We start from the raw sequence: 24,124 nt of genomic DNA on the forward strand, positions 1-24,124 counted from the left end.
CCCTCCAGTTGCCTCAACAAAGCCTACCCCATCCCCCCGAATGACGGATCCTGGTCGGCCTTGGCCAGCCGGTTGCCCCGGACCCTCTCCTGCCATTCCAGAATCTTGGCGACGTCCCGACGCCCCCCGCCGTGACCGATGACCCAATGCCGGAAGTGGCTGAGGTGGGCCACGATCGCAGCGTCATCAACCTCAAGAGCGAATGGTTGGACACCTGGCTCAACTCCCGACCCTAAACATATGGATGAACTGCAAATGGCGATGGACGGTACGCAGCGCCCCTACTACGAACACACGTTTGAACAGGCCGCGTAAGAAAGCAAAAAGCCCTGCAATGCAGGGCCTGTTGCAACCCAAAATCGGTGTTGACTGGCGCGGCTACTGCCCGCTGCATGGAAGAGCCCTTTCAAGGCGATGCGGAAGCAAATCCTCTCACTCGGGCAACCGTGCCTTATAGGGGGCGAGCTTGACGAAACCGTCCTGATCCAAGCCGACAATTTTTGATGTGAGCGCGTACTGATTGAGATAGATCTTCACCGGACGATCCTCGATCGTTGCCCAAGGGCGAGCAACGCCGTAGGCAACCGCGTCCTTTTCGCCATCGGTGCAAAACTCAAGCCGCTCGTGCCGATAGTGCAAACCCATGACCTCGGCGTCGTCACCGCCACCACAAGCCATGATCAACTCGCGCTCGGAACCGGCGCTGAGGGCTTTGAAGTCATCCAGGACGAATGGCGGCAGTTCATCAAACCACTTCACCCGTCGCTGCTCTCGGCTCAATAGCACGCGATCCGCAACCGCGTCCATCACCTGACGCAGCGCTGCAATGTCCCTGCCCTGCTGGGCCGACTGCTCACCCAGCTCACGGATCACTTTCTCTCTGGATGACGCAATGTTGAACAAAACTGCGAGCACAAGCAGCAGAACGAGCACCCCCACGATACCAGCCATAGAACCCCCTTTCGTTAGTAGCCCAGTCTAGCGGGTCAATGGGTGGAAGCCACGCTCAGGCGGATATGATGACAATCCCAACAGGGCGGGCGTGGTGGACACGGAGTGCGCGATGGATACGGATGAATTTACGGATAGGCAGCTGCTGGACCTCCACTGTCTGGTCATGGAAGCGCTTCGACAAAGAGGCGTCGTGCGCTCATCAAACAATCCCGTGGCGGACTACACGGAAACATTGGTGGCGCGTGCCCTCAACGCAAAATTGGCCGTGGGCTCCCAGGCCGGTTTTGATGCAGTTGGCCAGGACGGGACGCGGTATCAGATCAAAGGCAGGCGACTAACCGCAACCAACCGCAGCACACAGTTGAGCGCGTTGCGGAACTTGGCGTCTGATCCATTCGACCACCTCGCAGCCGTGGTCTACAACAGCTCTTTGAAAGTTGAATACGCCGCCCTTATTCCATTGGACGTAGTGAAAAGGGTTAGCCGCTACAACTCGCACACAAACGCTCACACGCTTCACGTTCGCCGCTCGCTATTGAACGAACCGGGAGTGGTCGATATCACCATGCAAATCGTCAAGGCAATGGACGCATGAAGGCTCAATTGGATTTCAACGACTATCCGGACATTACTGAGGGCGACATATTTTGGCGACCACCGCCAAGCGCACTGCAACAAGTGCCTCAGCTCTACGAGAGGGCGACATCCGCCCTTTATATGCTCTTTGTTTCGGGCGGCTCAGATATCCCAATTCGCGACGGGGTGCCAGCCGCCCTCCACGTAGCAATGCATGTGCGGGCCGCGCTGACCGAATTCGTGGGCATAGAAGAAGCAATGAAGAACGCAGGACACGCCTATAGGATTACGAGCAGCGCAAGTCCACTTCTTCATTTCATGCGGATGCTTCGCAACTATCAAATCCACATTGGTAGCCAGCCAATGGCAAGAAAGACCGTGGATATAATCTTCGGCGGCAAGGATGCCGTCATCGAAGTCGCCACTATCGACAACCTGCACGCCGACGACTTCATGCAGCTGGACACTATGAGGAAGTACAACTCATACAGCCGGAATGAAGTGGAGCGAATGATTGACTTGTTTCGCGAGCAGCAGGAGCGGCTGGGTGTGTACGAAATTCTTAGGCAAGGGACCGATCGCCTAATCTATGAAGTGCTTCAGCACATCTAAAGACGCGTATACGAACACCCCCACAGTACAGACATCAGGGTGCACAATCATTCCAATGAAGCTTGTGAGTTACGTCTCAGTGCCCGAGGGGAGACAGTGCCAGGCTCGCGCATCGAGGCATGTCAACGCCTCGATGATTTGTTACAGACTCTGGAGATGTCGCATGAAACGGAAGGTTCTAGGATGCTCCGCAGCACTTCTTGTATCCACCTGTGCTTTGGCGCAGGTGCCTGACGCTGACACGCAGGAAGGCAAGGAGATGCAGATTCAAATTCACAGCTACATGAGTGAACACCCTACGGTCTCGATAGACGAAGCAATCACGCGCCTAGCGGTTCAAGGTGAGGTGATGTCGGATATTGAAGCGTTGCGTATCGAGTTCGCAGATCGTCTAACGGAACTGTCGATCAAAGACGCGCCAGATCAACACATCCTGGTGCAGCTCAAGGGGCCAGATCCAGTCGCGGATCGAACGATCAACACCGAGAGCGGGACGACCCGCGTGGTGTTCGAGGTTGGTCACAAGTACACCCAGGACGAGTTTTACGCGCTCCTTGCTAAGCACAGACCTCTTCTTCACAGCGCCATACCAGGCATCACGGGGACGACTGGGTTCCCAGGCGAAGAACGGGTGCTGATTGACATAAACGGCGACAGCCGCCAAGCAGAAGAGTTGAAGGATACAATCAAGAAGCTTGAAAGAGTCACCGGTCTCAAGATTGAAGTCCGCCCCAACATGCCGAAGTCAGTCAACGCGGAGTATGTTGTTGGCGGCGCCCCCCCTCCAATCCAACAATAGCTACTGCACCTCAGGATTTCCGGTTATTCATAAGGCCACTGGACGAAGGGGTATCACCACTGCGGCGCATTGCCCCGACAATCTGATCTATGGAAACTACGCAACCGGCGCAGGGAAGTACACCGTGCCGCTGACGTTCGTGGACCAGATCAATGATGCGAGCCACGACGTTCAGTGGCATACGGTGGGGTCACACACACCGCTCCGGGAGGTGTATTCCACCTCAACTTCGGATTACAGTAGGCGCCGCATCATGTACATGTGGACCAACGCTACTCAAGGCCAGAGCATGTGCTTCAGAGGCGTCACCAGCCAATACACCTGCGGAACTGTCGTGAGCATCAAGCACAGCCCCGAGCTCGCATGCGGTCCAACCGGAAACCTTCCATGCGCGGACGCTTGGATACGCATCGAAGGATCGTCACTGGCGTGCGGATTTGGAGATAGCGGTGCCGCTATCTTCTTCGGAGACAATGGATACGTCATTGTCGCTAAGGCAAGCCTGAAAGACGGAAGCTGCAAGGGAGTCTCCGCGATGCCCTGGGGCGCAGTCAGCGCATTAGGGCTGGAGGCAGGCGGTTAGTCGCTCCAACGAAACGTCCGGCTGAGGATGCAAAGCCAGCATGCTCAGCCGGAAATCTGAGATCGATTTTTAATTGCTTGAGTGAACGCGCCCGGTCCACCAGCCCTTATTCCGACTCAGCAATACCAGTGGCAGTGATCAATACAGGCGTCTGGTGCCGCCCAGTATGCGAATGGTAAAGCGTTCCAGTCATACTGACGCGCTTACCTTTAAGAAGTTGGTACTCGCGCATCAGATCGCCGCTCAAGTTCAGTTGGATGAGTAAGACGCCTCCGGCGTAAGGCGGGTATTCGTCCTGGGCCTGTACCGAAATTGGCGTGAATAATTTGATCGCCGGGCGACGCCCCCCCGCCGTGAGTAGTGGTCGGGTTTAGAGTCCGGGGTTGATGATATCGATGTTGGCCAGATGTTTGGCGTAGGCGGCCGGTATCATGCCGCCGATGGCGTCCTTGGGGCGTTCCTCGTTGTATTCTCGACGCCATCGCTCGATCTCGGTGCGGGCGTGTAGCAGCGTTGGGAACCAGTGCTCGTTGAGGCATTCGTCGTGCAGGCGACCGTTGAACGATTTCACATAGGCGTTCTGGTTCGGCTTGCAGGGCTGGATCAGGCGAAGCTTCACGCCACGTGCGTGGGCCCAGCTCACTATCACCTGCCGCAGAATTCCTTGCCGTTGTCGGTACCGATCACCTGCGGCAAGCCGCGCAGCGAGGCCAGCTGGTCCAGCACACGCGAGACGCCGTGCCCGGAAATCGCACGTTCCACCTCGATTGCCACGACTTGGTATGTGGCGTCATCGACGATCACCAAGCACTTGATGACCCGGCCTTCGGCCGTACGGTCGAACACGAAGTTCATCGACCACACATGGTTGGGCCGGGCCGGGCGCAGCAGTGGCTGCCGCTCGCCGACCGCCACCTTTTTGCGCTTGCGCCGCCTGACCTGCAGCTGCTGCGCCTGATACAGCCATTCCATGCGCTTGTAGTTCACGATGCGTCCTTCCTGCGGCAGCTTCAGGTAGATCATTCCGACGCCGTAGCGCTTGTGCCGATACGCCAAGGCCAGGATGCGCTCGCTCAATTCAACGTTGCGATCCTCGCGCCGGACATAGCGCAGCGCGCTGGCACTCATCCCGATGATCGCCAGGGCACGGCGCTCGCTTGCCCCGCGCTGCACCCACCGCCGCACCAGCGCACGCCGCACCGGCGGGTCCGCTACTTTTTTCGCAGCGCGTCCTTGATCAGATCGTTCTCGAACAGCTGCTCGGCCAGCAACTTCTTCAGCCGGACGTTCTCGGCTTCCAGGTCCTTCAACCGCTTGGCGTCGGGCACGCTCATGCCACCGAACTTGCTGCGCCACAGTTGGTACGAGGCCTCGCTGAAGCCATGTCGACGGCACAGGTCCTTCACCGCCATGCCGGCCTCTGCCTCGCGTGGGAAGCCGATGATCTGTTCTTCGGAAAAGCGCTTCTTCATGTCCAATCTCCGGCTTGTCGGGGATTGAACTCCAAATCGCCGTGCTACTCAAAACCTGAGGGACGTCGGGGGCACAAGAGCGCCGCCATGCGCGATAGATACGATCATCGCTTGCCTGTCGTGAAACCTGCATCTCTCCCGAAGTGTTCGGTAGGGTTTTCAGGAGCAAAAGAAAAAGGCGCCCAAAAGGGCGCCTAAGTCGTTGATGCAATTGGTGGGCCGTGAAGGATTCGAACCTTCGACCAAAAGATTAAAAGTCTTCTGCTCTACCGACTGAGCTAACGGCCCATTGCACTGCCCCAGCCTTTCGGCGGGGTGGGCATTCTACCCTACTTTGGCGGGCCGGGTGAAACCCCAGCGTGTCGAGGTTGCCGGCCAGCGGCCGGCACTACCCGATCTGGCGAACCCGCTTAAACCTTCCGGGCCTCACGCGCATCCAAGCTGTGAGTCCTGCCCGGAGCCACGGATGCGCCTGCCCCTCTGCCTCGTTGCCGCCCTGCTGCTGCCCTGTACGGCACTGGCGACCCCATCCCAGGTCGTCACTGACGACATCGCCCGCTTCTGGGCCACCTATGATGCGGTGCGCGCCGAGCCTGATGCCGAACGCCGGGTGGCGCTGGTCCAGCAACGCTACATCGATCCGGGCAGCCCCGGCCTGCATGCGCTGATGCAGGTGCGCAACTACACCGCCCGCGAATACGCCGAGGCCATGCAGGCCTGGCCGCGCTTCTGGACCTCAGTACGACCGCTCACCGCCAACGCGCAGCAGGCCAGTGCCACGCTGGAGCGCGATCTTGTCGCCTTCCGTGCGCTCTACCCTGCCCTGCGCCCGGCCACCATCACCTATGCGGTGGGCGTGCTGCGCACCGGTGGCACCACGCTGGATGACAAGGTACTGATCGGCGCGGAGATGGCGCTGGGCGATGAGCGCGTGGACGTGAGCGAGCTGCCGGCGAAGATGCGCGACCGCCTGCGGATCTTCTACGACAGCCGGCCGGGTGCGAACAACGCGCAGAACAACCTGCACGAATACGTGCACACCCAGCAGCGCGAGACCACCGGCAGCCTGGCCCAGTACGCGGTACGCGAAGGCGTGGCCGAATACGTGGCAGAGCGCATCAGCGGGCGCCGCCCGGCGTTGCCGCTGTACACCTATGGGCCAGCGCACGAAGCGGAAATCCGCGCGCGCTTCCGCACGGAGATGCACGGGGACAACCTGGACAATTGGCTGTACAACAGCGCGCGCAATCCGTTCGGGGTGAGTGACCTGGGCTACTACGCCGGCTACCGCATTGCGCAGGAGTACATGCGCCGGCAGACCGACGAGAGGACTGCTGTCGCGCGGATGATCGAGTTGGACTATGCCGATCCGGCTGCGGTGCGGGCCTTCATCGAGGCATCGGGATGGTTGCAGCCCCGGTAGATCAGGGAGTGCGGACAAGCGCTTGGCACCCACCGAGGGAGTGATTGCCCCACCGGTGAAGCCGGCCAGCGGCCGGCTCTACCGGAAGCGGTCAGGCGTACAGCGTCGGGTCGGCGACGCCGGCCTCGGCAAAGCCCTGCGCGCGCAGGCGGCAGGCATCGCAATGACCGCAGGCGGCGCCGTTGGCGTCGGCGTTGTAGCAGGACACCGTCAGGCCGAAGTCCACGCCCAGGCGCACGCCTTCGCTGACGATCTGGCCCTTGCTGAGGAACTGCAGCGGCGCGTGCACCTTGATGCCCGCGCCCTCCACACCCGACTTGGTGGCGAGGTTGGCCAGCGCCTGGAACGCGGCCACGAACTCGGGGCGGCAGTCCGGGTAGCCGGAGTAGTCGACGGCGTTGACGCCGCAGAAGATGTCGTTGGCGCCGAGCACTTCGGCCCAGCCCAGGGCCAGCGACAGCATGATGGTATTGCGCGCCGGCACGTAGGTGACCGGAATGCCGGCACCGCCCGCCTCCGGTACGTCGATGTCATCGGTCAGCGCCGAGCCACCGATGCTGCGCAGGTCCACGTCCACGGTCTTGTGCGCGACCACGCCCTGGGCCTTGGCCACGCGGGCGGCGGCATCCAGTTCGGAGGTATGGCGCTGGCCGTAGCGCACGCTCAGGGCATGCACGGCAAAGCCCTGTTCCTGGGCCATGGCGATGACGGCGGCTGAATCCATGCCGCCGGAGAGAAGAACGACTGCCTTCTTCATGGAAAATCTTCCGGTTGGGAGGGGAAAGCCAGCACGCTGTCCCGCGCCGGAGCTACATCAGGGAACGCTGCGCCGGCTCATCGGCCCGGCTCGTCGTTCCACAGGATTTTATGCAACTGCATCTGGAAGCGCACCGGCAGCCGGTCTTCGACGATCCAGTCGGCCAACTGCCGCGCGCTGATCTCGCCCTTGCTCGGCGAGAAGAACACGGTGCAACGCTTCACCAGGCCGTGCTCGGCGACCATGGCCTTGGCCCAGTCGTAGTCCTCGCGGTTGCAGATGACGAACTTGATCTGGTCGCGGACGGTCAGCAGCGGCAGGTTTTCCAGGCGATTGCGGACGGCTTCGGCCGAGCCCGGCGTCTTGATGTCGACCACGCGCGACACGCGCGGGTCCACTGCACTGACATCCAGCGCGCCGGAGGTTTCCAGCGAGACATCCATGCCCGCATCGCACAGCTTCTGCAGCAGCACCAGGCAGCGCTTCTGCGCCAGCGGCTCGCCGCCGGTCACGCAGACGTGGCGGACGCCCTGGGCCAGCACCTCGGCCACGATGTCGTCGATGTCCCACCAGGTGCCGCCGTGGAAGGCATAGGCGGTGTCGCAGTACTGGCAGCGCAGCGGGCAGCCGGTCAGGCGCACGAACACGGTCGGCCAGCCGGCGGTATCGGCTTCGCCCTGCAGCGAGGTGAAGATCTCGGTGATCTTCAGGCGCGGCAGCGGCGACTGCACGATGTCGCTGGGGGTGGCGACGGCGTTGGACGGGGTAACGGCGGTCATGGCGGAAAGTTCTTCATGGGACGGGCAGCCGATTCACGGCGCCGGAAACGAAAGCAGCCGAGCATGGGCTCGGCTCTACAGGAGGCTGCCGGGCATCAGCCCAGCGCCACGGTGCGTATTGTACGCCCGGTCAGCGGATCTGCTTGCCCAGGCGGATGGACTGCAGACGGTCCTGCGCGGTGCGCGCGGCGTCCGAGCCGGGGTACTGCGCCACGACGGTCTCCAGCGTCTGCTGGGCCTGGTCGACCTTTCCCTCGCCGTACTGCGACAGGCCGATCTTGAGCAGGCCGCCCGCGGCCTTGTCGTGGGTCGGATAGCGCGAGAGCAGCTCTCGGAACTGGGCCTCGGCCATCGGGAAATTGCGGGTGGCGTAGTAGCTCTCGCCCAGCCAGTACAGCGCGTTCGGCGCGTAGACGCCGTTCGGGTACAACTCCAGGAAGCTCAGGAACAGCTGCGCCGAATCGTCGTACCTGCCGGCCTTCAACGCATCGAAGGCAACGTTGTAGGAGGTGCGCTCGTCGCCGGTGGCGGCAAGGCTGCCAGCATCACCATGGACGGAAGGCGGCCGCTCGGAAGTGGCCGCCGCTGCGGGTTTTGCCGGGGCAGGTGCGGCCTTCGGCGCGCTCGCCGGAACGGGCGGCAGGGCCGGGGCGGCGTTGCCCCCTTCCAACCGGTTCAGGCGGCTGTCCAGATCCAGGTACTGGTCCTGGGCGGACTGCTTGAGCTGGGCGTTGTCATGCTGCAACTGCTCGATCGAGGCCTGCAGGCTGGTGACCTGCTGCCGCAGCTGATTGATCTGGTTCAACAGGTCCTGGTTGGCACTGTTGTTGTACATCTGCTGCTCGAGCGCGCCGACACGGTCAGCCAGGCTCTGTCGCTGTGCGTGCGCCGGTGCGGCAGCCACGAGGGCTGCCGCAACGACCAGCATCAGTTTGATGCCAATGCGCATGGATTACTGCGCGGTGTAGACGATTTCGACGCGACGGTTCTGCGACCAGCACGACTCGTTCGACTCGGTGCAGACCGGACGCTCTTCACCGTAGGACACGACGGTCAGCTGCGAAGCCGAACCACCGTTGGCCTGCAGGGCCGAGCTGACGCCGTTGCCACGACGCTCGCCCAGGGCCTGGTTGTACGCGCGCGAACCGCGCTCGTCGGTGTGGCCCTGCAGGGTGATGCGCGAGGACGGACGGTCACGCAGGTACTTGGCGTGGCACGCCATGATGGCCTGGAATTCCGGCTTCACGTCTTCCTTGTCCAGGTCGAAGTAGACAACGCGCTGGCGCAGGCAGGCGTCGGTGTCCAGGTCGCCCGGGCCGTACAGGCCGGAGGTCGACGGACCGGTCGGGGTGGTGGTCGAGGTGCCGGTGTCGACCGGGGCTGCCGGCTCTTCCTTCACCTTCTTCGAGCAACCGGCCAGGACGGCCACAGACAGCAGGGAAACAAGCAGAACGCGGGTGGACTTGTTCATGGCGATACCTTTGTGGCTCCTAAGCCGATGAGGGGTTCAAGACAACGAAAATATTAACACTCTTTTAGCGCTGGGTACGGTATGGGGACCATGCCGGTTCGCGCACATCACCGTCAGCCAGGACCAGGCGCTGGCGAACCCGCGCATCGGCCGAAACGGCATACAACACACCACGGCCACCTTCGCGGGCGGCGTACAGCACCATGCTTGCGTTGGGCGCAAAGCTCGGCGATTCATCCAGCGAACCCGGGGACAGCGTGCTCCAGCGCGGCGAGCCCAGCGAGCTGTCCATCATCGCGATCTTGTAGCTGTTGCCCGAGCCCTGGGCGACGGCGATCTTCTTGCCATCGTAGGACACCGACGGCTTGGCATTGTAGTTGCCCTGGAAGGTCACGCGCTCGGCGCTGCCGCCGCCGGCACCGACCTTGTAGACCTGCGGACGGCCGCCGCGATCGGAGGTGAAGTACACCGCGCTGCCGTCCGGTGCCCAGGTCGGCTCGGTATCAATGGCGAAGTGGTTGGTCAGCTGGGTCAGCTGCTTGCTGCCCAGGTCCATCACGTAGATTTCCGGGTTACCGGAGCGCGACAGGGTCAGGGCCAGCTTGCGGCCGTCCGGCGAGAACGCCGGGGCGCTGTTGATGCCGCGGAAGCTGGTGACCAGCTCGCGCGCACCGGTACCGATGTTCTGGATGTAGATGGCCGAATTGCCACGCTCGAAGCTGACGTAGGCCAGCTTGCTGCCATCCGGACTCCACGACGGCGACAGCAGCGGCTCGGCCGAGCGCACGATGGTCTGCGGGTTGAAGCCATCGGAATCGGCCACCATCAGCGCGTAGCGCATGGCGTCGCCCTTGCCACTGGCGGTCACGTAGGCGATGCGGGTCCAGAAGGCGCCGCGCACGCCGGTGATCTTTTCGTAGATGGCGTCGGCCATCTGGTGGGCAACGTCGCGCATGGCATTGCCACGGGCGGTCATCGCCAGGCCCAGCAGGCGCTCGCCCTTGGGCACGTCGAACAGTTCGTACTCGACGCGGTAGGCACCGGCACCGGCATCAAGCACGCGGCCGACCACGATGTAGTTCTGCTTCAGCGCGCGCCAGGTCGCGAACTGGATATCCCCTCCCCGCACGGGCTTCTCGACGATCTGCGCTTCCGGCAGCGTGCGGAACTGGCCCGAACGCTCCAGGTCGGCACGGACCACGCCGGCGACGTCGGTCTGCGGAGCGGCCGACGAACCCTGATAGGGCATCGGCACGATGGTGATCGGCAGCGCGGAGGCATTGCCGCCGATGATGTCGATATCCAGCCCCTTCTGCTGCGCGACGGCAGCAAAGGGCAGCAACAGGGCCGCAAACACGGCAAGCCAGCGAGGCATCTTTTTCATGGAGCGCTCAATAAGGGGAAACCGGAACGAGGGATAACAAAGCGGGAGTGAACCGCTTCGCAATCATGAACCAAGGGTACGTGAATTCCGGGTCAGTTCCAGCCCGTCTTCTCACGCACCGTTAACGTCGTGGCTAACATCGCACCGTCTGCCCTGGTCACGCCGCCCCGGAGGACGGCGTTCGACAGCAGCCCACAGCCTGCCCGGTCGAAACCGAGCACACCAGAGGCAAGCGCGACAACCGTGGGCAGGAGTGGCCCGAGCCCCCCTGCCCTGCCCGCCTCAGCGATCCTGGGCGGTAAAGGTGAAGTTGAGCGTGCGTGCGAACACGGACTCGAAGCCACGGTACGGCAGGGGCTGCGCGTTGAGCACGGCGGCCTCGATCGAACGCTTGCCGGCCTCGTCGTAGGGGCAGTTCGGGCTGACCTTGGCCTGCATCACCGTGCCACCCGGAATCTGGGTGATGGTGATCTGGCAGCGCTGGCCCAGCGGCACCGTATCCGGGCGCACCCACTGCGACAGCACCTTGGCCTGGATCGCCGCGGCGTACTTGGCCGAAAGATCATCGCTGTTGCCACCGCCACCGGCGGCCGGCTGGGACGCACCGCTGGCTCCGGCGGCGGCACTGCCCGCGGCATTGCGCGCGGCGGCGACCTGGCGCAGCTTCTGCTCGGCCAGCTTGGCTTCCTTTTCGGCCTGTTCACGGCGGGCACGGATCTCGGCGATCTTCTTCTGCTTCTCGGCCTCGGCCTTGTCCGCGGCCTGGCGCGCCTGATCGGCCAGCTTCTTCTTCGCGTCTTCTTCCTGCTGCTTGGCCAGGCGCAGCTTCTGTTCCGCTTCTTCCTGGCGCTTGCGTTCGGTCAGGTCGATCTGTTCCTGGCGGCGCTTGGCTTCCTGTTCCTGTTTCGCCTTCTCCTGCGAGATGGCCAGCGCGCTCACTGCTTCCTGGTCCTTGGTATCCGGCTGCGCGACGCGCTCCTGCGCCTGTTGCTGCTGCGGCGTGGGGGCGTCCTGTGGGCGCGGCTCGGGAATCGGCTGCGGCGGCGGAACGGTGTCTTCCGGCACCGGGATCGGCTCGGCCACCGGCGGCGGCAGGTCCTCCAGCTTTTCGGACTGGCGCAGGGCCTGGCGGGCGGCGGACGCCTCGGACGCGGACAGGGCCAGGCTGGCCTCCACCGACGGATCACCGGCGGCGGCGTCGGTGTTGCGCTCGGGCGACCAGAACCAGGCCACGATGAAGACCAGCGCGACCAGCAGGTGCACCAGCAACGCCAGCGCCAGGGGCAGGCCCCAGCCGGGTTCGCGCTGCTGTGGAGGTGGCAGGGCGTCAGCGTGCATCGGTGGCCAGGCCTACCTTGTCTACCTTGGCGCGCTTGATCACATCCATCGCGGCGATGACCTTTTCATAGGCCACGGCGCGGTCGGCGGCGACGATCACGCGCACGCCCTTGTCCTGGGCGGCGATGCCTGCCAGGCGGCCTTCCAGTTCCTCGGCCGACACGGCGGTCGGTTCCTTGGCATCGGGCAGCTTCAGGCTGAGCTGGCCGTCCTGGCGCACCGAGACGATCACCGGGTCCTGCTTGCTTTCCAGCGCCTTGGCGTTGGATTGCGGCAGGTCGACGTCGAAGCTCAGGGTGAGCAGCGGCGCGGTGACCATGAAGATGATCAGCAGCACCAGCATGACGTCGATGTAGGGAACGACGTTGATTTCCGATTTCAGCTTGCGGCGCTTGCGGCGACCGATGGCAGCGGACATGGCTTGGACTCCCGGGTCAGGCGCTTACTCGTCGCCAGCGCTCTGGCGCTGCAGGATGGAGCTGAACTCTTCGGCGAAGGTCTCGAACCGCACCGACATGCGCTCCACGCGGGTGGTGAAGCGGTTGTAGGCCCACACCGCCGGGATCGCCACGAACAGGCCGATGGCGGTGGCGAACAGGGCTTCGGAGATACCTGGCGCGACGGCGGCGATACCGGCCTGCGCACCGCTGCTGATCATGTCGTGCATGGTCACCATGATGCCGAACACGGTACCGACCAGGCCCACGTACGGGGCAGTCGAACCGATGTTGGCCAGCAGTTCCAGGTTGCGCTCAAGCTGGTCCACTTCGCGGGTGTAGGTGGTGCGCATGGCACGCTGCGCGCCTTCCAGCTGCGCACGGCCATCCAGGCGGCGCTTGTCGCGCAGGCGGGTGTACTCGCGGAAACCGGCTTCGAAGATGGCTTCCAGGCCGGTCACGCTGCGGCTGCGGTCGGTGGCGGCGCTGTACAGCTTGCCCAGGTCGGCGCCGGACCAGAAGCGGTTCTCGAACTCGTCGGCTTCGCGGGTGGCCTGCTTGAACACGCGGGCCTTGCGGAAAATGATCACCCAGCTGACGAACGAGCCGACCAGCAGCAGCAGCACGATGATCTTCACCGGCAGGCTGGCCTTGGCCATCAGCTCGAGGTAGTTGATGCCGCCGCCGGTGGTGGCCTGGGCAAGGGTCTGTGTCGCGGCGTTGCTGACGTCGGCCGGCAGTGCCTCGGTGACCGTGGCCTGCAGGGCCAGGAGCGTTGCGATCATCCGTTGTTCCTCAGTGTTCGGATTCGGGGTGGAGGTGGGGTTGCAGCATGGCAAGGACGGCCTCGTCCATGCCACGCGGGCGGAAACTGGCCGCTTCCAGTGCGGCGATGCGGACCTGGGCCGACAGCAGCAGCTCGCCGTCGCGCAGGATCTGCTGGTCGAAGACCATGCTGGCCTTCTTCAGCTGGACCAAGCGGGCGCTCACCTGCAGGGTGTCATCCAGCCGTGCCGGCCTGATGAAATCCATCTGCATCGAACGCACTGCGAAGACCATCCCGTGCTCGGCGCGCATGCGCTCCTGGCCGTAGCCGAGCGCACGCATCCATTCGGTCCGTGCCCGTTCCATGAAGGCGACGTAGCGGGCGTGGTAGACCACGCCGCCTGCGTCGGTATCTTCCCAGTAAATGCGTGTCGGCCAACTGAATAGTGGCTCAACCGACATCGGGAACCTCCGCGAACAGGTCCTGCGGCGGGTTCTTCGGCTTCAGGCCCATGTGCCGGTAGGCCTTGTGGGTGGCCATGCGGCCGCGCGCGGTGCGCACCAGGAAGCCCTGCTGGATCAGGTACGGCTCGACCACGTCTTCCAGCGTGCCGCGCTCTTCGGACAGCGCCGCGGCCAGCGATTCGATGCCGACCGGGCCGCCGTCGAAGTAGTCGACCAGGGTCTTGAGCAGGCGCCGGTCGAGCTCGTCGAAGCCCTCCGGATCAACCTTGAGCATTTTCATCGCGGCCTGTGCCACGGCCTCGTCGATGTGGCCGCCCGCCTTCACCTGCGCATAATCGCGCACGCGGCGCAGCAGGCGGTTGGCGATACGCGGGGTGCCGCGCGCGCGGCGCGCGATCTCGCCGGCGCCATCGGCGGTGCAGTCGATGCCGAGGATGGTGGCCGAGCGGCGCACGATCCGGGTCAGCTCTTCGACGCTGTAGAACTCCAGCCGCTGGACGATGCCGAAGCGGTCGCGCAGCGGCGCGGTCAGCAGGCCGGCGCGGGTGGTGGCACCGATCAGGGTGAACGGCGGCAGGTCGATCTTGATCGAACGGGCCGCGGGGCCCTCACCGATCATGATGTCGATCTGGAAGTCTTCCATCGCCGGGTACAGCACTTCCTCGACCACTGGCGACAGGCGGTGGATCTCGTCCACGAACAGCACGTCGTGCGGCTGCAGGTTGGTCAGCAGTGCGGCGAGGTCGCCGGCCTTCTCGATCACCGGGCCGGAGGTCACCCGCAGGGCCACGCCCAGTTCGTTGGCGATGACGTGGCTGAGCGTGGTCTTGCCCAGGCCGGGCGGCCCGAAGATCAGCACGTGGTCGAGCGCGTCGCCACGCCCCTTGGCCGCTTCGATGTAGATCTCCATCTGCTCGCGCACCGGGGCCTGGCCGAGATAGTCGGCCAGGCGCTTGGGGCGGATGCTGGCGTCGGCGGCGTCATCCTCGCGGGTGGCGCCGGCGCCGATGATGCGGTCGTCGGTCATACCGTGATTATGCGGTAAATGGTTGCATTCCGGGGCCGGAAGCACGGTAGTGCCGGCCGCTGGCCGGCAACCCCATGAACACCGGTGGTGCGGCGGATGCCGGCCAGCGGCCGGCACTACCAGACCTCAGATCTCGACCTGGGCCCCGAGTTCGACCAGGCGGTTGCCGGGAATGCGGAAGAAGCCCGTGGCCGGCGCGGCGTTCCGGTGCATCAGCGCGAACAGCTTGTCGCGCCAGATCGGCATGCCGCGGTTGGCGGTGGCCACGATGGTTTCGCGGCTGGCGAAGAAGGTGGTGTCCATCGGGTCGAAGTAGATGCCACCGTGGTCGCACGAGCGCATCAGCGCCAGTGGCACGTCCGGGGTCTCCATGAAGCCGAAGCGCACGTAGACGCGGTAGAACTCGTCGCCCACCGATTCGATCTTCAGCCGCTGCCCTTCCATCGCATACGGGATCGGCAGGGTCTCCACGTGCAGGAACACGTTGCGCTCGTGCAGCACCTTGTTGTGCTTGAGGTTGTGCATCAGCGCATGCGGGGCCACGGTCGGGTCGGCGGTGAGGAACACTGCAGTGCCCGGCACGCGCACCGGCGGTGCCAGCATCAGCCCAGGCAGGAAGGTATCGAGGCGGATGCCGTCCTTGCGGATCTCATCGCGCAGCAGCTCGCGGCCACGGCGCCAGGTCCGCATCATGGTGAACAGGAAGATGCCCAGTACCACCGGGAACCAGGCGCCCTGAAGCAGCTTGGCACCATTGGCGATGACGAAGCCGAGGTCGATGATGAAGAACACCACGCACAGCGGCAGGATCCACTTGCGCGCCTTCGGCCACAGCGACCGGGCCACCAGGGCCAGCAGCAGGGTGTCGATCAGCATGGTGGCCGACACCGAGATGCCGTAGGCCACTGCCAGGTTGGACGAGCTGCGGAAGGCCAGCACCAGGCCGATCACCATTACCGCGATGCCCCAGTTGATGCCTGGGATGTAGATCTGGCCGATGGTGTCGTGCGAGGTGTGCTTGATGCGCATGCGCGGGATGTAGCCCAGCTGCATCGCCTGGCGCGAGACCGAGAACGCACCGGTGATGACCGACTGCGAGGCAATCACCGCCGCCATGGTGGCCAGGATGATCATCGGGTACAGCGCCCACGGCGGCACCGCCTCGAAGAACGGGTTTTTCAGCGCCTCGGGGTGGTTGAGCACCAGTGCGCCCTGCCCCAGGTAGTTCAGCACCAGGCACGGCAGCACGAAGAAATACCAGGCGTGGCGGATCGGTTTGGCGCCGAAGTGGCCCATGTCGGCGTAAAGCGCCTCGCCACCGGTCACCGCCAGCACCACTGCGCCGAGGATGAAGATCCCATGCCAGCTGTGCTCCATGAAGAAGCGGATCGCCCACCAGGGGTTGAACGCCTTGAGCACTTCCGGCGCATCGACGATGTTGTAGATGCCGATCGCCGCCAGCGAGATGAACCAGACCGAGGTGATGGGGCCGAAGGCCTTGCCGATCTTCTCGGTACCGAAGCGCTGCGCCGCAAACACCATCAACAGCACCACCACCGTGATCGGCACGATGAAGGCATGCAGGCCCGGCGCGGCCACCTCCAGGCCCTCCACCGCACCCAGCACCGATATCGCCGGGGTGATCACGCCGTCGCCGAAGAACAGCGAGGCACCGAAAATGCCGAGGATGCCGACCACGTAGGCCGAGCGCGAGCCGTTGCGCAGCGTGCGCTGGGTCAACGCCATCAGCGCCATGATGCCGCCCTCGCCGTCGTTGTCGGCGCGCATGATGATGGTCACGTACTTCAGCGTGACCACGATGTTCAGCGCCCAGAACGCCAGCGACAGCACGCCCAGCACGGTGTCGTGGTCGCTGTTGAGCCCGTAGTGTGGCGAGAACGCCTCCTTCAGCGTGTACAGCGGGCTGGTACCGATATCGCCGAACACCACGCCGATCGCACCGATGATCAGCGCCATGCCTCCTGCTGGAGGGGCGTGACCGTGGCTGCCGGGGGCAGCTGCGTGCGGGGTTTGACTGCTGGACATGGGACTCCTGGCGACGCTCAGGCGGTTCGTTGAAGGAAAGGGACGCGGCTCAGCGCAGCGCCGACTGCAGCGCCTTGCGGATCACGGTGGCCACTTCGTCGCCTTCGTTGAAGGCGTCGCGGGCCATGCGTGCCGCTTCGGCCGGCTTGTAGCCCAGCTGCTGCAGGGCCACGGTGGCATCGGACAGCGGGTCGGCCGGGGCCGGGCCGCTGCCGGTGGGCAGCGCGCCGCCGGCACCGAACTGGGCGGCACGGTCACGCAGTTCCAGCACCATGCGCTCGGCAGTCTTCTTGCCGATGCCGGGAATGCGGGTCAGCGCGGTGATGTCACCGGCCTGGACCATGCGCGCGAACTCCTCGACGGAAACGCCGGACAGCACCGCCAGCGCGATCTTCGCGCCAATGCCACTGACCTTCTGCACGTCGCGGAACAGGCGCCGCTCCCCCTCGCGCAGGAAGCCGTACAGCGAAACGCTGTCTTCCTTCTGCGCGTAGTGGGTGTACAGCGTGACCTCGCGGCCGAGCTCGGGCAGGTCGTAGAAGGTGCTCATCGGCGCCTCCAGTTCGTAGCCCACCCCGTTCACGTCCACCACCAGCCACGGCGGCGCCTTGTAGGCGACGATGCCGCGCAGTCGACCGATCATTGCGTGCAGCTCCTCATTTGCGGCCCCACGCCTGGCGGGCACTGAGCCCCAGGCGGTTGGCCGTTGCCCGTACGTGGGCATGGGTGATCGCCACCGCCAACGCGTCGGCCGCGTCGGCCTGCAGCTTGGTTTTCAGGTTGAGCATGAGCCCGACCATGTGTTGAACCTGTTGCTTTTCGGCGCCACCACGGCCAACCACGGCGAGCTTGATCTCGCTGGCGGCGTATTCGTGCACCGGCAGGTCGCGCAGCACCACGGCCGAGATCGCCGCGCCCCGGGCCTGGCCCAGCTTCAGCGCCGAATCGGGATTACGGGCCATGAACACCTTTTCAATGGCCACTTCCTGCGGCTGGTACTCGCGGCACAGGTCGGCCAGGCCCAGCACCAGCAGCTTCATGCGCTGCGGGAAGTCGTCGGCGCCCAGCAGCACCAATGGCTGGTGGTGCACGTAGGTGACGCGGCCGGCGGCATCGACATCGATGATGCCGACCCCGGTCCGCTGCGAACCGGGGTCGATGCCGAGGATGCGGGTCATGCTGCACTCCTGGCGGGGCGGAACGGGATGCGCTGGCAGGCGTAGGGGCTCATGACTGTCCGCGGTGACCGTTCAACGGCCCGCGCCCAGGCCGTCGAAGACGGCTCAGGCGTAGGCGTCGGCGCCGAGTTCGGCGTTGGAATACACGTCCTGCACGTCGTCCAGGTCTTCGAGCATGTCCAGCAGCTTCTTGACCTGCAGGGCGACGTCGCCTTCAACCTTGATGTCGTTGTCCGCGCGGAAGGTGATCTCGGCGTGGTCGGCGACATGGCCGGCGGCGGCCATCGCATCCTTCACCGCGTTGAACGCGTCAGGGCTGGTGACCACATCGATCGAGCCGTCATCGGGGTAGACCACGATGTCATCGGCACCGGCCTCAATGGCCGCTTCGGTGATGGCTTCCTCGTCGGCCCCTGCGGCGAAGCTGAGCACGCCCAGGCGCTTGAACATGAAGGCCACCGAGCCCTCGGTGCCCATGTTGCCACCGCACTTGCTGAACGCATGGCGGACGTCGGCCACAGTGCGCACGCGATTGTCGGTCAGGCAGTCGACGATCACGGCCACGCCACCCGGGGCGTAGCCCTCGTAGCGGACTTCCTCGTAGTCGACGCCTTCCAGCTCACCGGTCGCCTTCTTGATGGCACGCTCGATCACGTCCTTGGACATGTTCACGGCCAGGCCTTTGTCCACGGCCACGCGCAGGCGCGGATTGTTGTTGGGGTCGCCTCCACCGCCGCGCGCGGCAACGCCGATCTCGCGGATGATCTTGGTGAAAATCTTGCCGCGCTTCGCGTCGGACGCGTTCTTGCGGGCTTCGATGGAGGGGCCTCTACCCATGGGTGCTACCGTCTGGCTGCTTCAGGATCAAGGCGCGGATTCTACCTGATCGGGCGCTGCAACCGTGTCTAGGCCCGTATTGTTGTAGAGCCGAGCCAATGCTCGGCTCAATGGGCCCGACGGAATGCAGCCGAGCATGGGCTCGGCTCTACAGGGCGGCCCTGCCTTCCCGCCCCTATGCTGCCGCCGCGTCGCGGCTGTGGTCGAACTTGCCATGACGCAGGAAATGCGCGGTCTGCCGCGCGGCGTCGGGCGACACCACCAGGCCGCTGTGGCTGGTGCGGACCACGCAATGGTCGGCCAGGCCCGGCAGCCGGGTCTCGGCCAGTGCCACGGTGCCATCGGAGGCATCGTCGATGGCACCCAGCAGGCTGCCCAGCCCGTGCGGCACCGAGCCGGCAATCAGGCCAACCTCGGCCCTGCCCTGCCAGTCCGGCAGGCCATCGAGCAGCAGCTCGCTGCTGCGTCCCAGCGCCAGGCCCCAGCCGTGCTCGGACAACGAGCGTGCGGTGCCACTGCCGCGCAGCGGTGAACCCAGGCAGACCACCCGCTGCACCGGCAGCTGCGGATTGCGCCGCAGCGCTTCCAGCGCCAGCAACCCGCCCAGGCTGTGGCCGACCAGCGACAACGGCCCGGCGTCGGCCAACCGTTCCAGCAGCTGGGGCACCGCCACGTCGGGACCACCGAACACCGAGGAGTAACCGAACGCATGCACCTGGAAACCACGCGCGCGCAGGCGCCAGGCCAGCGGCCCGACCCAGGCGCGGGCATTCCAGATGCCATGCAGCAGCAATACGGGGGGAGTCATGCAAACAGCCTGGCGGTCAGCGGGGCAGGAACGTGAGGTGATTGAACACGCGCGCGCAGCAAGCGGCGGTGAATGTCAGGCCGCGCGCGGTGCGCGGCGCAGGATGAATTCAAGATCGTTGGTATCGCCAACCGGGAACAGGTACTCGCCGGCCTTCTCGAAACCATAGCGGGCGTAGAAGCGTTGCGCGCCGAAGTTCTCCGACCACACGCCCAGCCACAGCGTGCGTGGGCCTTCGCGCTCCAGCCAGGCCAGCGCGGTTTCCAGCAGGCGGCTGCCCCAGCCGCAGCTCTGCTGCGTCTTGATCAGGTACAAGCGCTTGAGTTCGCCGTCACCGGGTTTCACATCCGGATGCGGCAGGCCACAGGGGCCGGCGGCGGCATGGCCGACCGCTTCCCCATCCAGTTCCAGCAGCCACACCGCGTAATCGGGGTGGGCCAGGATCACGCGCTGGCGCTCGACCGTGTAGGCCTCCTCCAGGAAGGCCTGCAGGTCCTGCGGCGGGTACAGATGGCCGAAGGTTTCGGTGAATGTGCGGGCGGCCAGCGCCGACAGGGTCGGCGCATCGTCCACAGTGGCGCGGCGGATCGAATACATGCAGGAAGTTGACGCCAGGGCGAAGCGGGGGTCAAGCCTTTTCAGGCGACTCCTCTTCTTCCTCGTCCTCTTCCTCGTACTCCTCTTCGTCCTCGTCCTCTTCTTCCTCGCCTTCCTCGTCCTCTTCGTACTCTTCCTCTTCGTCGTCCTCGTAATCCTCGACGCCGAAGTCTTCACCGTCCCAACGGCCTTCGCCGTCGGCGACGAAGGTCAGGGCCATCGCCGCCGGGCTGGTACCAACGCGGACCAGCCAACCACCGAACACGCGTGCACGCTCGGTGACCAGGTTGGCCTCGGAGCCTTCATTGCCCAGCTTTTCCCACTCCAGCGAAAACGCAAACTCGGTCATTGCCTGGATCTCCTGATCAGTTGGTCTTGGGGCGAACCTGGATGTGCACTTCGGCCAGCTGCGCGTCGACGATCGGCGACGGCGCGTCGGTCATCAGATCCTGTGCACCGGTGGTCTTCGGGAACGGGATGACGTCGCGGATCGACTCGGTGCCGGCCATCAGCGCGGCGATGCGGTCGATGCCGAAGGCGATGCCACCGTGCGGCGGCGCGCCGTAGTTCAGCGCGTCGAGCAGGAATCCGAACTTGGCACGGGCCTCTTCGGCGCCGATGCCGAGCAGCTCGAACACTGCGCTCTGCATGTCCGGACGGTGGATACGGATCGAACCGCCGCCGATTTCATTGCCGTTGAGCACCATGTCGTAACCGCGCGAGACGGCGGTACGGGCGTTGGCGCGCAGATCGGCGATGTCATCCACGGCCGGTGCGGTGAAGGGGTGATGCAGCGCGACGTAGCGCTGTTCTTCCTCGTCCCATTCGAACATCGGGAAGTCGGTGACCCACAGCGGCGCCCAGCCATCGGCGACCAGGCCGAAGTCCTTGCCGGCCTTCAGGCGCAGCGCGCCCATGAAGTCGGAGACCTTGTTGTAGCCACCGGCACCGAAGAACACGATGTCGCCGTTGCCGGCGCCAACATGGGCGACCAGCGCAGCGAAGGAGGCCTCGCTGAAGAACTTCTGGATCGGCGAGCTGACCTCGCCGTTGTCGGCGATCTTGATGTAGGCCAGGCCCTTGGCGCCGTACTTGGCAGCGTGCGCGGCGTACTCGTCGATCTGCTTGCGGCTCAGCGCTGCACCGCCCGGGATGCGCAGCGCGGCGACGCGGCCTTCGGCATCGTTGGCTGGGCCGGTGAACACTGCAAACTCGCTGTCCTTGACCAGTTCAGCCACGTCGACCAGCTCCAGCGCGATGCGCAGGTCCGGCTTGTCCGAACCGTAGCGACGCATCGCCTCGGCCCAGGTCATGCGCGGGAAGCTGGCATCCAGCTGGATGTCGACCACTTCCTTGAAGATGGCGCGGATCATGTCTTCGACGAAGTCCTGCACGTCGCGCTCGCGCACGAAGGCGAATTCCATGTCCAGCTGGGTGAATTCCAGCTGGCGGTCGGCACGCAGCGCTTCGTCGCGGAAGCAGCGCGCGATCTGGTAGTAACGGTCGAAGCCGGCCACCATCAGGATCTGCTTGAACAGCTGCGGGCTCTGCGGCAGGGCGTAGAACTCGCCCGGGTGCATGCGCGCCGGCACCAGGAAGTCGCGCGCGCCTTCCGGGGTGGCCTTGGTCAGGATCGGGGTCTCGATGTCCTGGAAGCCCTTCTCGTCCAGGTGGCGGCGCAGGGCCTGCACCAGCTTGATGCGGGTGCGCTGCATGCGCTGCATTTCCGGACGGCGCAGGTCCAGGTAGCGGTACTTCAGGCGGGTTTCCTCGCCCGGGTTCTCGTGGGCGTGGAACGGCAGGGGCGCAGCCTTGTTCAGCACAGTGATGGCAGTGGCGATCACTTCCACCTTGCCGGTGCGCATCTTGTCGTTCACCGCGTGGCGGGCGCGCACGACGCCCTCCACCTGCAGCACGTCCTCGTAGCCCAGCGAAGCCGCCACGGCGAACACTTCGGCGTTGTCGACCTCCACGGTCACCTGCACGATGCCTTCATGATCGCGGAGATCGATGAAGCAGACGCCGCCCTGGTTACGGGCCACGTCGGTCCAACCGGCGAGGGTGACAGTCTGGCCAATCAGGGTCTCGTCGACCAGGCCGCAGAAGTGGGTACGCATTGGGGGAAGCTCCGCTGGAGAACGCCGGCACCGGATGGGGGCCGGAAAGCCTCGTATTCTGCGGCCGAGGCCCCGGCCGGGGCAAATCCGGCCAGTCACACCGGCTTGATCATCCCCCTCCCTATAGTCAGGCACCTGCCACCGTATGGGATGCCGCCATGAATCCGCTGTCCCTGGCCCGCCTGGCCGTGACCCTGAGCCTGGGCACCATCGCCACGCTCGCCCTGCCCTCCGCCCCGGCCGCCGCGCAAAGCGGGGTGATCCGTTGCGAGAGCCAGAACAACCGAGAACGCGTGTGCAACACAGGCTGGCGCAATGCGCAGCTGGTCCGCCAGCTGTCCGGCAGCGCCTGCGACGAGGGCCGCACCTGGGGCAGCCGCAATGGCAGCATCTGGGTCACCAATGGCTGCCGCGCCGAATTCGTCGAGGCCCGTGGTGGCTGGGGCGGCGGCAACGGCGGTGGCTGGGGCGGCAACAACGGCCGGCCCGGCGAAACCATCCGCTGTGAGAGCCAGAACAATCGCGAACGCAGCTGCCCGGTCGGCTGGCGCAATGCCCGCCTGGTCCGCCAGCTGTCCGGCAGCCCCTGCGACGAAGGCCGTACCTGGGGGGTGCGCAACGGCGCGGTGTGGGTCAGCAACGGCTGCCGCGCCGAATTCGCCGAAGCTCGCGGATGGGGTGGCGGCGGGGGCGGTGGCTGGGGCGGCGGCAACAGCAACTACTCCATCACCTGCAGCAGCAACAACAACCGCACGCAGAACTGTGACTGGGATGAGCGTCAGGGCCGGCCGGTGCTGCAGCAGCAGCTGTCCGGCAGCGCCTGCCAGGAGGGCCGCAGCTGGGGCTACGCACGGGGCCAGGTGTGGGTGAGCAACGGTTGCCGGGCGCGCTTCGGTACGCGTTGAGTTACGGCGTCGGATCCCTGGCCAGCGGCCGGGGCTCTGACCCGACCAGGTATCCCGCTTCCACGCATGGCGCGGATCTACTGGGGGTCTTTCCGGGGCGGAGCGCTTTACAGGAGGCATCCGACCCCGCGATCACGGTGCGGGCGCTTTGTCGTCACCCCACGGCGGCGGCGGCAGATCGACCGGCTTGCTCAGGTCGAACTTCACGCGGAAGCGGCGGCCGTCCGGGCGGCCCAGCTCGTAGACGAAGGTCTGGTCGGGGTCGATCTCCATCGCCCAGGTGTTGTGCGTGGAGGCCAGCATGTCGGCACGACGGAACATCGCCACCGAATCGGAGTCGGCCGGGAACTGCTGGCGCTCGGCGGTGCCCGGTGGCGTGCTGTCGCCGCCATAGAGGGTGATCGCATCCGCGCTGCCATCCTGATGGCGATGATCGTGCTTCAGGCGCAGGCCGTTTTCGGTGCGGGTCAGCACCCAGGTGCGCGAGTGGTCATCCCCCACATGGAAGGGAATCCGCAATTCATGGGCAGGATCGGCACAGCCGCGCACATGCATGACCAGGCGCTGCCCGGCGAACGGGTCCTTGCCGGTCGGCGCCGGCATGTCCTCCACCACCCGGCCTTCAAAGGCCTGGCCGCAATGCGCGGCGATGGCGGCCATGAAGGCATCGGCCGGTGCGGTCGCCAGATCATGGGCGACCGTATCGGAACGCTGCGAGCAGGCAGCGAGGCTGAGCAGGAGGGCGGAAGCGGCAACAACGGCAGGCAGTCTCATGCCCCAACCCTAACGACCCG

Annotated in this window: 26 protein-coding genes, 1 tRNA gene and 1 pseudogene; 5 read left to right on the forward strand and 23 right to left on the reverse strand. The window is 65.0% G+C overall.

The window, feature by feature from the left end:
• Window positions 1–432: 432 nt before the first annotated feature.
• Window positions 433–951: a hypothetical protein gene (locus ACEPA4_RS15415; protein ID WP_065185407.1), complete on the reverse strand. Its 519-nt coding sequence runs from the start codon at window positions 949–951 to the stop codon at window positions 433–435.
• A gap of 112 nt (window positions 952–1,063) precedes the next feature.
• Between ACEPA4_RS15415 and ACEPA4_RS15420 the strand changes: the two genes are divergently transcribed.
• The 3 genes from ACEPA4_RS15420 (at window position 1,064) to ACEPA4_RS15430 (ending at window position 2,941) form a co-directional block, all read left to right on the forward strand.
• Complete coding sequence (locus tag ACEPA4_RS15420) at window positions 1,064–1,549, forward strand: hypothetical protein (protein ID WP_065185406.1); 486 nt, start codon at window positions 1,064–1,066, stop codon at window positions 1,547–1,549.
• A complete protein-coding gene (locus ACEPA4_RS15425) occupies window positions 1,546–2,142 on the forward strand; it encodes a hypothetical protein (protein WP_065185405.1) in 597 nt (198 codons plus the stop codon). The genes ACEPA4_RS15420 and ACEPA4_RS15425 overlap by 4 nt, the downstream gene beginning before the upstream one ends.
• A gap of 163 nt (window positions 2,143–2,305) precedes the next feature.
• A complete protein-coding gene (locus ACEPA4_RS15430; RefSeq protein WP_097049977.1) occupies window positions 2,306–2,941 on the forward strand; it encodes a hypothetical protein in 636 nt (211 codons plus the stop codon).
• A 689-nt stretch (window positions 2,942–3,630) separates the two neighbouring features.
• Here ACEPA4_RS15430 and ACEPA4_RS15435 read toward each other — a convergent pair.
• From ACEPA4_RS15435 to ACEPA4_RS15445, 3 genes and pseudogenes are all read right to left on the reverse strand, one after another.
• Window positions 3,631–3,771 (reverse strand): DUF4431 domain-containing protein, encoded by a 141-nt coding sequence (locus ACEPA4_RS15435; protein WP_139727529.1) that lies wholly within the window; start codon window positions 3,769–3,771, stop codon window positions 3,631–3,633.
• A gap of 123 nt (window positions 3,772–3,894) precedes the next feature.
• Window positions 3,895–4,996: pseudogene (locus ACEPA4_RS15440) on the reverse strand (IS3 family transposase).
• Between the two features lie 212 nt (window positions 4,997–5,208).
• Window positions 5,209–5,284, reverse strand: a tRNA-Lys gene (locus tag ACEPA4_RS15445).
• A 178-nt stretch (window positions 5,285–5,462) separates the two neighbouring features.
• Here ACEPA4_RS15445 and ACEPA4_RS15450 point away from each other — a divergent pair.
• On the forward strand, window positions 5,463–6,419 hold the full coding sequence (locus ACEPA4_RS15450) for a DUF2268 domain-containing putative Zn-dependent protease (protein WP_139727531.1): 957 nt from the start codon (window positions 5,463–5,465) through the stop codon (window positions 6,417–6,419).
• A 91-nt stretch (window positions 6,420–6,510) separates the two neighbouring features.
• On the opposite strand, the gene queC is transcribed toward ACEPA4_RS15450, so the two are convergent.
• From queC to aspS, 18 genes are all read right to left on the reverse strand, one after another.
• Window positions 6,511–7,176 (reverse strand): 7-cyano-7-deazaguanine synthase QueC, encoded by a 666-nt coding sequence (queC, locus tag ACEPA4_RS15455; RefSeq protein ID WP_014038216.1) that lies wholly within the window; start codon window positions 7,174–7,176, stop codon window positions 6,511–6,513.
• A 77-nt stretch (window positions 7,177–7,253) separates the two neighbouring features.
• Window positions 7,254–7,955: a 7-carboxy-7-deazaguanine synthase QueE gene (queE, locus tag ACEPA4_RS15460; RefSeq protein WP_065178898.1), complete on the reverse strand. Its 702-nt coding sequence runs from the start codon at window positions 7,953–7,955 to the stop codon at window positions 7,254–7,256.
• 130 nt (window positions 7,956–8,085) lie between these two features.
• The gene (ybgF, locus tag ACEPA4_RS15465) at window positions 8,086–8,904 is read right to left on the reverse strand and encodes a tol-pal system protein YbgF (RefSeq protein ID WP_005418509.1); all 819 of its coding nucleotides are present in this window, start codon (window positions 8,902–8,904) and stop codon (window positions 8,086–8,088) included.
• 3 nt (window positions 8,905–8,907) lie between these two features.
• Window positions 8,908–9,426 (reverse strand): peptidoglycan-associated lipoprotein Pal, encoded by a 519-nt coding sequence (pal, locus tag ACEPA4_RS15470; RefSeq protein ID WP_005418510.1) that lies wholly within the window; start codon window positions 9,424–9,426, stop codon window positions 8,908–8,910.
• 64 nt (window positions 9,427–9,490) lie between these two features.
• Window positions 9,491–10,810: a Tol-Pal system beta propeller repeat protein TolB gene (gene tolB, locus ACEPA4_RS15475; protein WP_005418511.1), complete on the reverse strand. Its 1,320-nt coding sequence runs from the start codon at window positions 10,808–10,810 to the stop codon at window positions 9,491–9,493.
• 282 nt (window positions 10,811–11,092) lie between these two features.
• A complete protein-coding gene (gene tolA / locus ACEPA4_RS15480) occupies window positions 11,093–12,148 on the reverse strand; it encodes a cell envelope integrity protein TolA (RefSeq protein ID WP_005418512.1) in 1,056 nt (351 codons plus the stop codon).
• Complete coding sequence (tolR, locus tag ACEPA4_RS15485) at window positions 12,138–12,566, reverse strand: protein TolR (protein ID WP_005410751.1); 429 nt, start codon at window positions 12,564–12,566, stop codon at window positions 12,138–12,140. The genes tolA and tolR overlap by 11 nt, the downstream gene beginning before the upstream one ends.
• Window positions 12,567–12,590: 24 nt before the next feature.
• Window positions 12,591–13,370 (reverse strand): protein TolQ, encoded by a 780-nt coding sequence (tolQ, locus tag ACEPA4_RS15490; RefSeq protein ID WP_005410752.1) that lies wholly within the window; start codon window positions 13,368–13,370, stop codon window positions 12,591–12,593.
• Window positions 13,371–13,380: 10 nt separating this feature from the next.
• The gene (gene ybgC / locus ACEPA4_RS15495; protein ID WP_005418514.1) at window positions 13,381–13,812 is read right to left on the reverse strand and encodes a tol-pal system-associated acyl-CoA thioesterase; all 432 of its coding nucleotides are present in this window, start codon (window positions 13,810–13,812) and stop codon (window positions 13,381–13,383) included.
• Window positions 13,802–14,842 (reverse strand): Holliday junction branch migration DNA helicase RuvB, encoded by a 1,041-nt coding sequence (gene ruvB / locus ACEPA4_RS15500; protein WP_005418515.1) that lies wholly within the window; start codon window positions 14,840–14,842, stop codon window positions 13,802–13,804. The genes ybgC and ruvB overlap by 11 nt, the downstream gene beginning before the upstream one ends.
• Before the next feature lie 126 nt (window positions 14,843–14,968).
• Window positions 14,969–16,888 carry a potassium transporter Kup gene (locus ACEPA4_RS15505; RefSeq protein WP_032954420.1) on the reverse strand — a complete coding sequence of 640 codons (1,920 nt, stop codon included), beginning with the start codon at window positions 16,886–16,888 and terminating at the stop codon, window positions 14,969–14,971.
• 49 nt (window positions 16,889–16,937) lie between these two features.
• A complete protein-coding gene (gene ruvA, locus ACEPA4_RS15510) occupies window positions 16,938–17,531 on the reverse strand; it encodes a Holliday junction branch migration protein RuvA (protein WP_005418517.1) in 594 nt (197 codons plus the stop codon).
• Between the two features lie 13 nt (window positions 17,532–17,544).
• Entirely contained in the window at window positions 17,545–18,066 is a 522-nt protein-coding gene (gene ruvC / locus ACEPA4_RS15515; RefSeq protein ID WP_005418518.1) for a crossover junction endodeoxyribonuclease RuvC, read from the reverse strand.
• Window positions 18,067–18,171: 105 nt separating this feature from the next.
• Window positions 18,172–18,903, reverse strand: coding sequence for a YebC/PmpR family DNA-binding transcriptional regulator (locus ACEPA4_RS15520; protein ID WP_005418519.1), 732 nt, complete (start codon window positions 18,901–18,903; stop codon window positions 18,172–18,174).
• A gap of 175 nt (window positions 18,904–19,078) precedes the next feature.
• The gene (locus ACEPA4_RS15525; RefSeq protein ID WP_032954421.1) at window positions 19,079–19,711 is read right to left on the reverse strand and encodes a triacylglycerol lipase; all 633 of its coding nucleotides are present in this window, start codon (window positions 19,709–19,711) and stop codon (window positions 19,079–19,081) included.
• A 75-nt stretch (window positions 19,712–19,786) separates the two neighbouring features.
• A complete protein-coding gene (locus ACEPA4_RS15530; protein WP_049415346.1) occupies window positions 19,787–20,308 on the reverse strand; it encodes a GNAT family N-acetyltransferase in 522 nt (173 codons plus the stop codon).
• A gap of 31 nt (window positions 20,309–20,339) precedes the next feature.
• Window positions 20,340–20,657 carry a DNA primase gene (locus ACEPA4_RS15535; protein ID WP_065178902.1) on the reverse strand — a complete coding sequence of 106 codons (318 nt, stop codon included), beginning with the start codon at window positions 20,655–20,657 and terminating at the stop codon, window positions 20,340–20,342.
• 16 nt (window positions 20,658–20,673) lie between these two features.
• Window positions 20,674–22,425 (reverse strand): aspartate--tRNA ligase, encoded by a 1,752-nt coding sequence (gene aspS / locus ACEPA4_RS15540; RefSeq protein WP_065196678.1) that lies wholly within the window; start codon window positions 22,423–22,425, stop codon window positions 20,674–20,676.
• A 158-nt stretch (window positions 22,426–22,583) separates the two neighbouring features.
• Here aspS and ACEPA4_RS15545 point away from each other — a divergent pair, with 158 nt between their 5' ends.
• Window positions 22,584–23,330 (forward strand): DUF3011 domain-containing protein, encoded by a 747-nt coding sequence (locus ACEPA4_RS15545; RefSeq protein WP_069139338.1) that lies wholly within the window; start codon window positions 22,584–22,586, stop codon window positions 23,328–23,330.
• A 132-nt stretch (window positions 23,331–23,462) separates the two neighbouring features.
• Here the strand turns inward: ACEPA4_RS15545 and ACEPA4_RS15550 are convergent, their stop codons facing one another.
• Window positions 23,463–24,104, reverse strand: a complete 642-nt coding sequence (locus ACEPA4_RS15550) for a hypothetical protein (RefSeq protein WP_262090280.1) — start codon at window positions 24,102–24,104, stop codon at window positions 23,463–23,465.
• Window positions 24,105–24,124 lie beyond the last annotated feature (20 nt).

The organism is Stenotrophomonas sp. P2112 (assembly GCF_041897515.1).
GTDB classification, from domain to species: Bacteria; Pseudomonadota; Gammaproteobacteria; order Xanthomonadales; family Xanthomonadaceae; genus Stenotrophomonas; species Stenotrophomonas sepilia.

Excerpts from the sequence above, each read along its gene's own strand:
- ACEPA4_RS15415 (WP_065185407.1), bottom strand. The coding sequence starts at position 951 with ATGGCTGGTATCGTGGGGGTGCTCGTTCTGCTGCTTGTGCTCGCAGTT.
- ACEPA4_RS15420 (WP_065185406.1), top strand. The coding sequence starts at position 1,064 with ATGGATACGGATGAATTTACGGATAGGCAGCTGCTGGACCTCCACTGT.
- ACEPA4_RS15425 (WP_065185405.1), top strand. The coding sequence starts at position 1,546 with ATGAAGGCTCAATTGGATTTCAACGACTATCCGGACATTACTGAGGGC.
- ACEPA4_RS15430 (WP_097049977.1), top strand. The coding sequence starts at position 2,306 with ATGAAACGGAAGGTTCTAGGATGCTCCGCAGCACTTCTTGTATCCACC.
- ACEPA4_RS15450 (WP_139727531.1), top strand. The coding sequence starts at position 5,463 with ATGCGCCTGCCCCTCTGCCTCGTTGCCGCCCTGCTGCTGCCCTGTACG.
- queC (WP_014038216.1), bottom strand. The coding sequence starts at position 7,176 with ATGAAGAAGGCAGTCGTTCTTCTCTCCGGCGGCATGGATTCAGCCGCC.
- queE (WP_065178898.1), bottom strand. The coding sequence starts at position 7,955 with ATGACCGCCGTTACCCCGTCCAACGCCGTCGCCACCCCCAGCGACATC.
- ybgF (WP_005418509.1), bottom strand. The coding sequence starts at position 8,904 with ATGCGCATTGGCATCAAACTGATGCTGGTCGTTGCGGCAGCCCTCGTG.
- pal (WP_005418510.1), bottom strand. The coding sequence starts at position 9,426 with ATGAACAAGTCCACCCGCGTTCTGCTTGTTTCCCTGCTGTCTGTGGCC.
- tolB (WP_005418511.1), bottom strand. The coding sequence starts at position 10,810 with ATGAAAAAGATGCCTCGCTGGCTTGCCGTGTTTGCGGCCCTGTTGCTG.
- tolA (WP_005418512.1), bottom strand. The coding sequence starts at position 12,148 with ATGCACGCTGACGCCCTGCCACCTCCACAGCAGCGCGAACCCGGCTGG.
- tolR (WP_005410751.1), bottom strand. The coding sequence starts at position 12,566 with ATGTCCGCTGCCATCGGTCGCCGCAAGCGCCGCAAGCTGAAATCGGAA.
- tolQ (WP_005410752.1), bottom strand. The coding sequence starts at position 13,370 with ATGATCGCAACGCTCCTGGCCCTGCAGGCCACGGTCACCGAGGCACTG.
- ybgC (WP_005418514.1), bottom strand. The coding sequence starts at position 13,812 with ATGTCGGTTGAGCCACTATTCAGTTGGCCGACACGCATTTACTGGGAA.
- ruvB (WP_005418515.1), bottom strand. The coding sequence starts at position 14,842 with ATGACCGACGACCGCATCATCGGCGCCGGCGCCACCCGCGAGGATGAC.
- ACEPA4_RS15505 (WP_032954420.1), bottom strand. The coding sequence starts at position 16,888 with ATGTCCAGCAGTCAAACCCCGCACGCAGCTGCCCCCGGCAGCCACGGT.
- ruvA (WP_005418517.1), bottom strand. The coding sequence starts at position 17,531 with ATGATCGGTCGACTGCGCGGCATCGTCGCCTACAAGGCGCCGCCGTGG.
- ruvC (WP_005418518.1), bottom strand. The coding sequence starts at position 18,066 with ATGACCCGCATCCTCGGCATCGACCCCGGTTCGCAGCGGACCGGGGTC.
- ACEPA4_RS15520 (WP_005418519.1), bottom strand. The coding sequence starts at position 18,903 with ATGGGTAGAGGCCCCTCCATCGAAGCCCGCAAGAACGCGTCCGACGCG.
- ACEPA4_RS15525 (WP_032954421.1), bottom strand. The coding sequence starts at position 19,711 with ATGACTCCCCCCGTATTGCTGCTGCATGGCATCTGGAATGCCCGCGCC.
- ACEPA4_RS15530 (WP_049415346.1), bottom strand. The coding sequence starts at position 20,308 with ATGTATTCGATCCGCCGCGCCACTGTGGACGATGCGCCGACCCTGTCG.
- ACEPA4_RS15535 (WP_065178902.1), bottom strand. The coding sequence starts at position 20,657 with ATGACCGAGTTTGCGTTTTCGCTGGAGTGGGAAAAGCTGGGCAATGAA.
- aspS (WP_065196678.1), bottom strand. The coding sequence starts at position 22,425 with ATGCGTACCCACTTCTGCGGCCTGGTCGACGAGACCCTGATTGGCCAG.
- ACEPA4_RS15545 (WP_069139338.1), top strand. The coding sequence starts at position 22,584 with ATGAATCCGCTGTCCCTGGCCCGCCTGGCCGTGACCCTGAGCCTGGGC.
- ACEPA4_RS15550 (WP_262090280.1), bottom strand. The coding sequence starts at position 24,104 with ATGAGACTGCCTGCCGTTGTTGCCGCTTCCGCCCTCCTGCTCAGCCTC.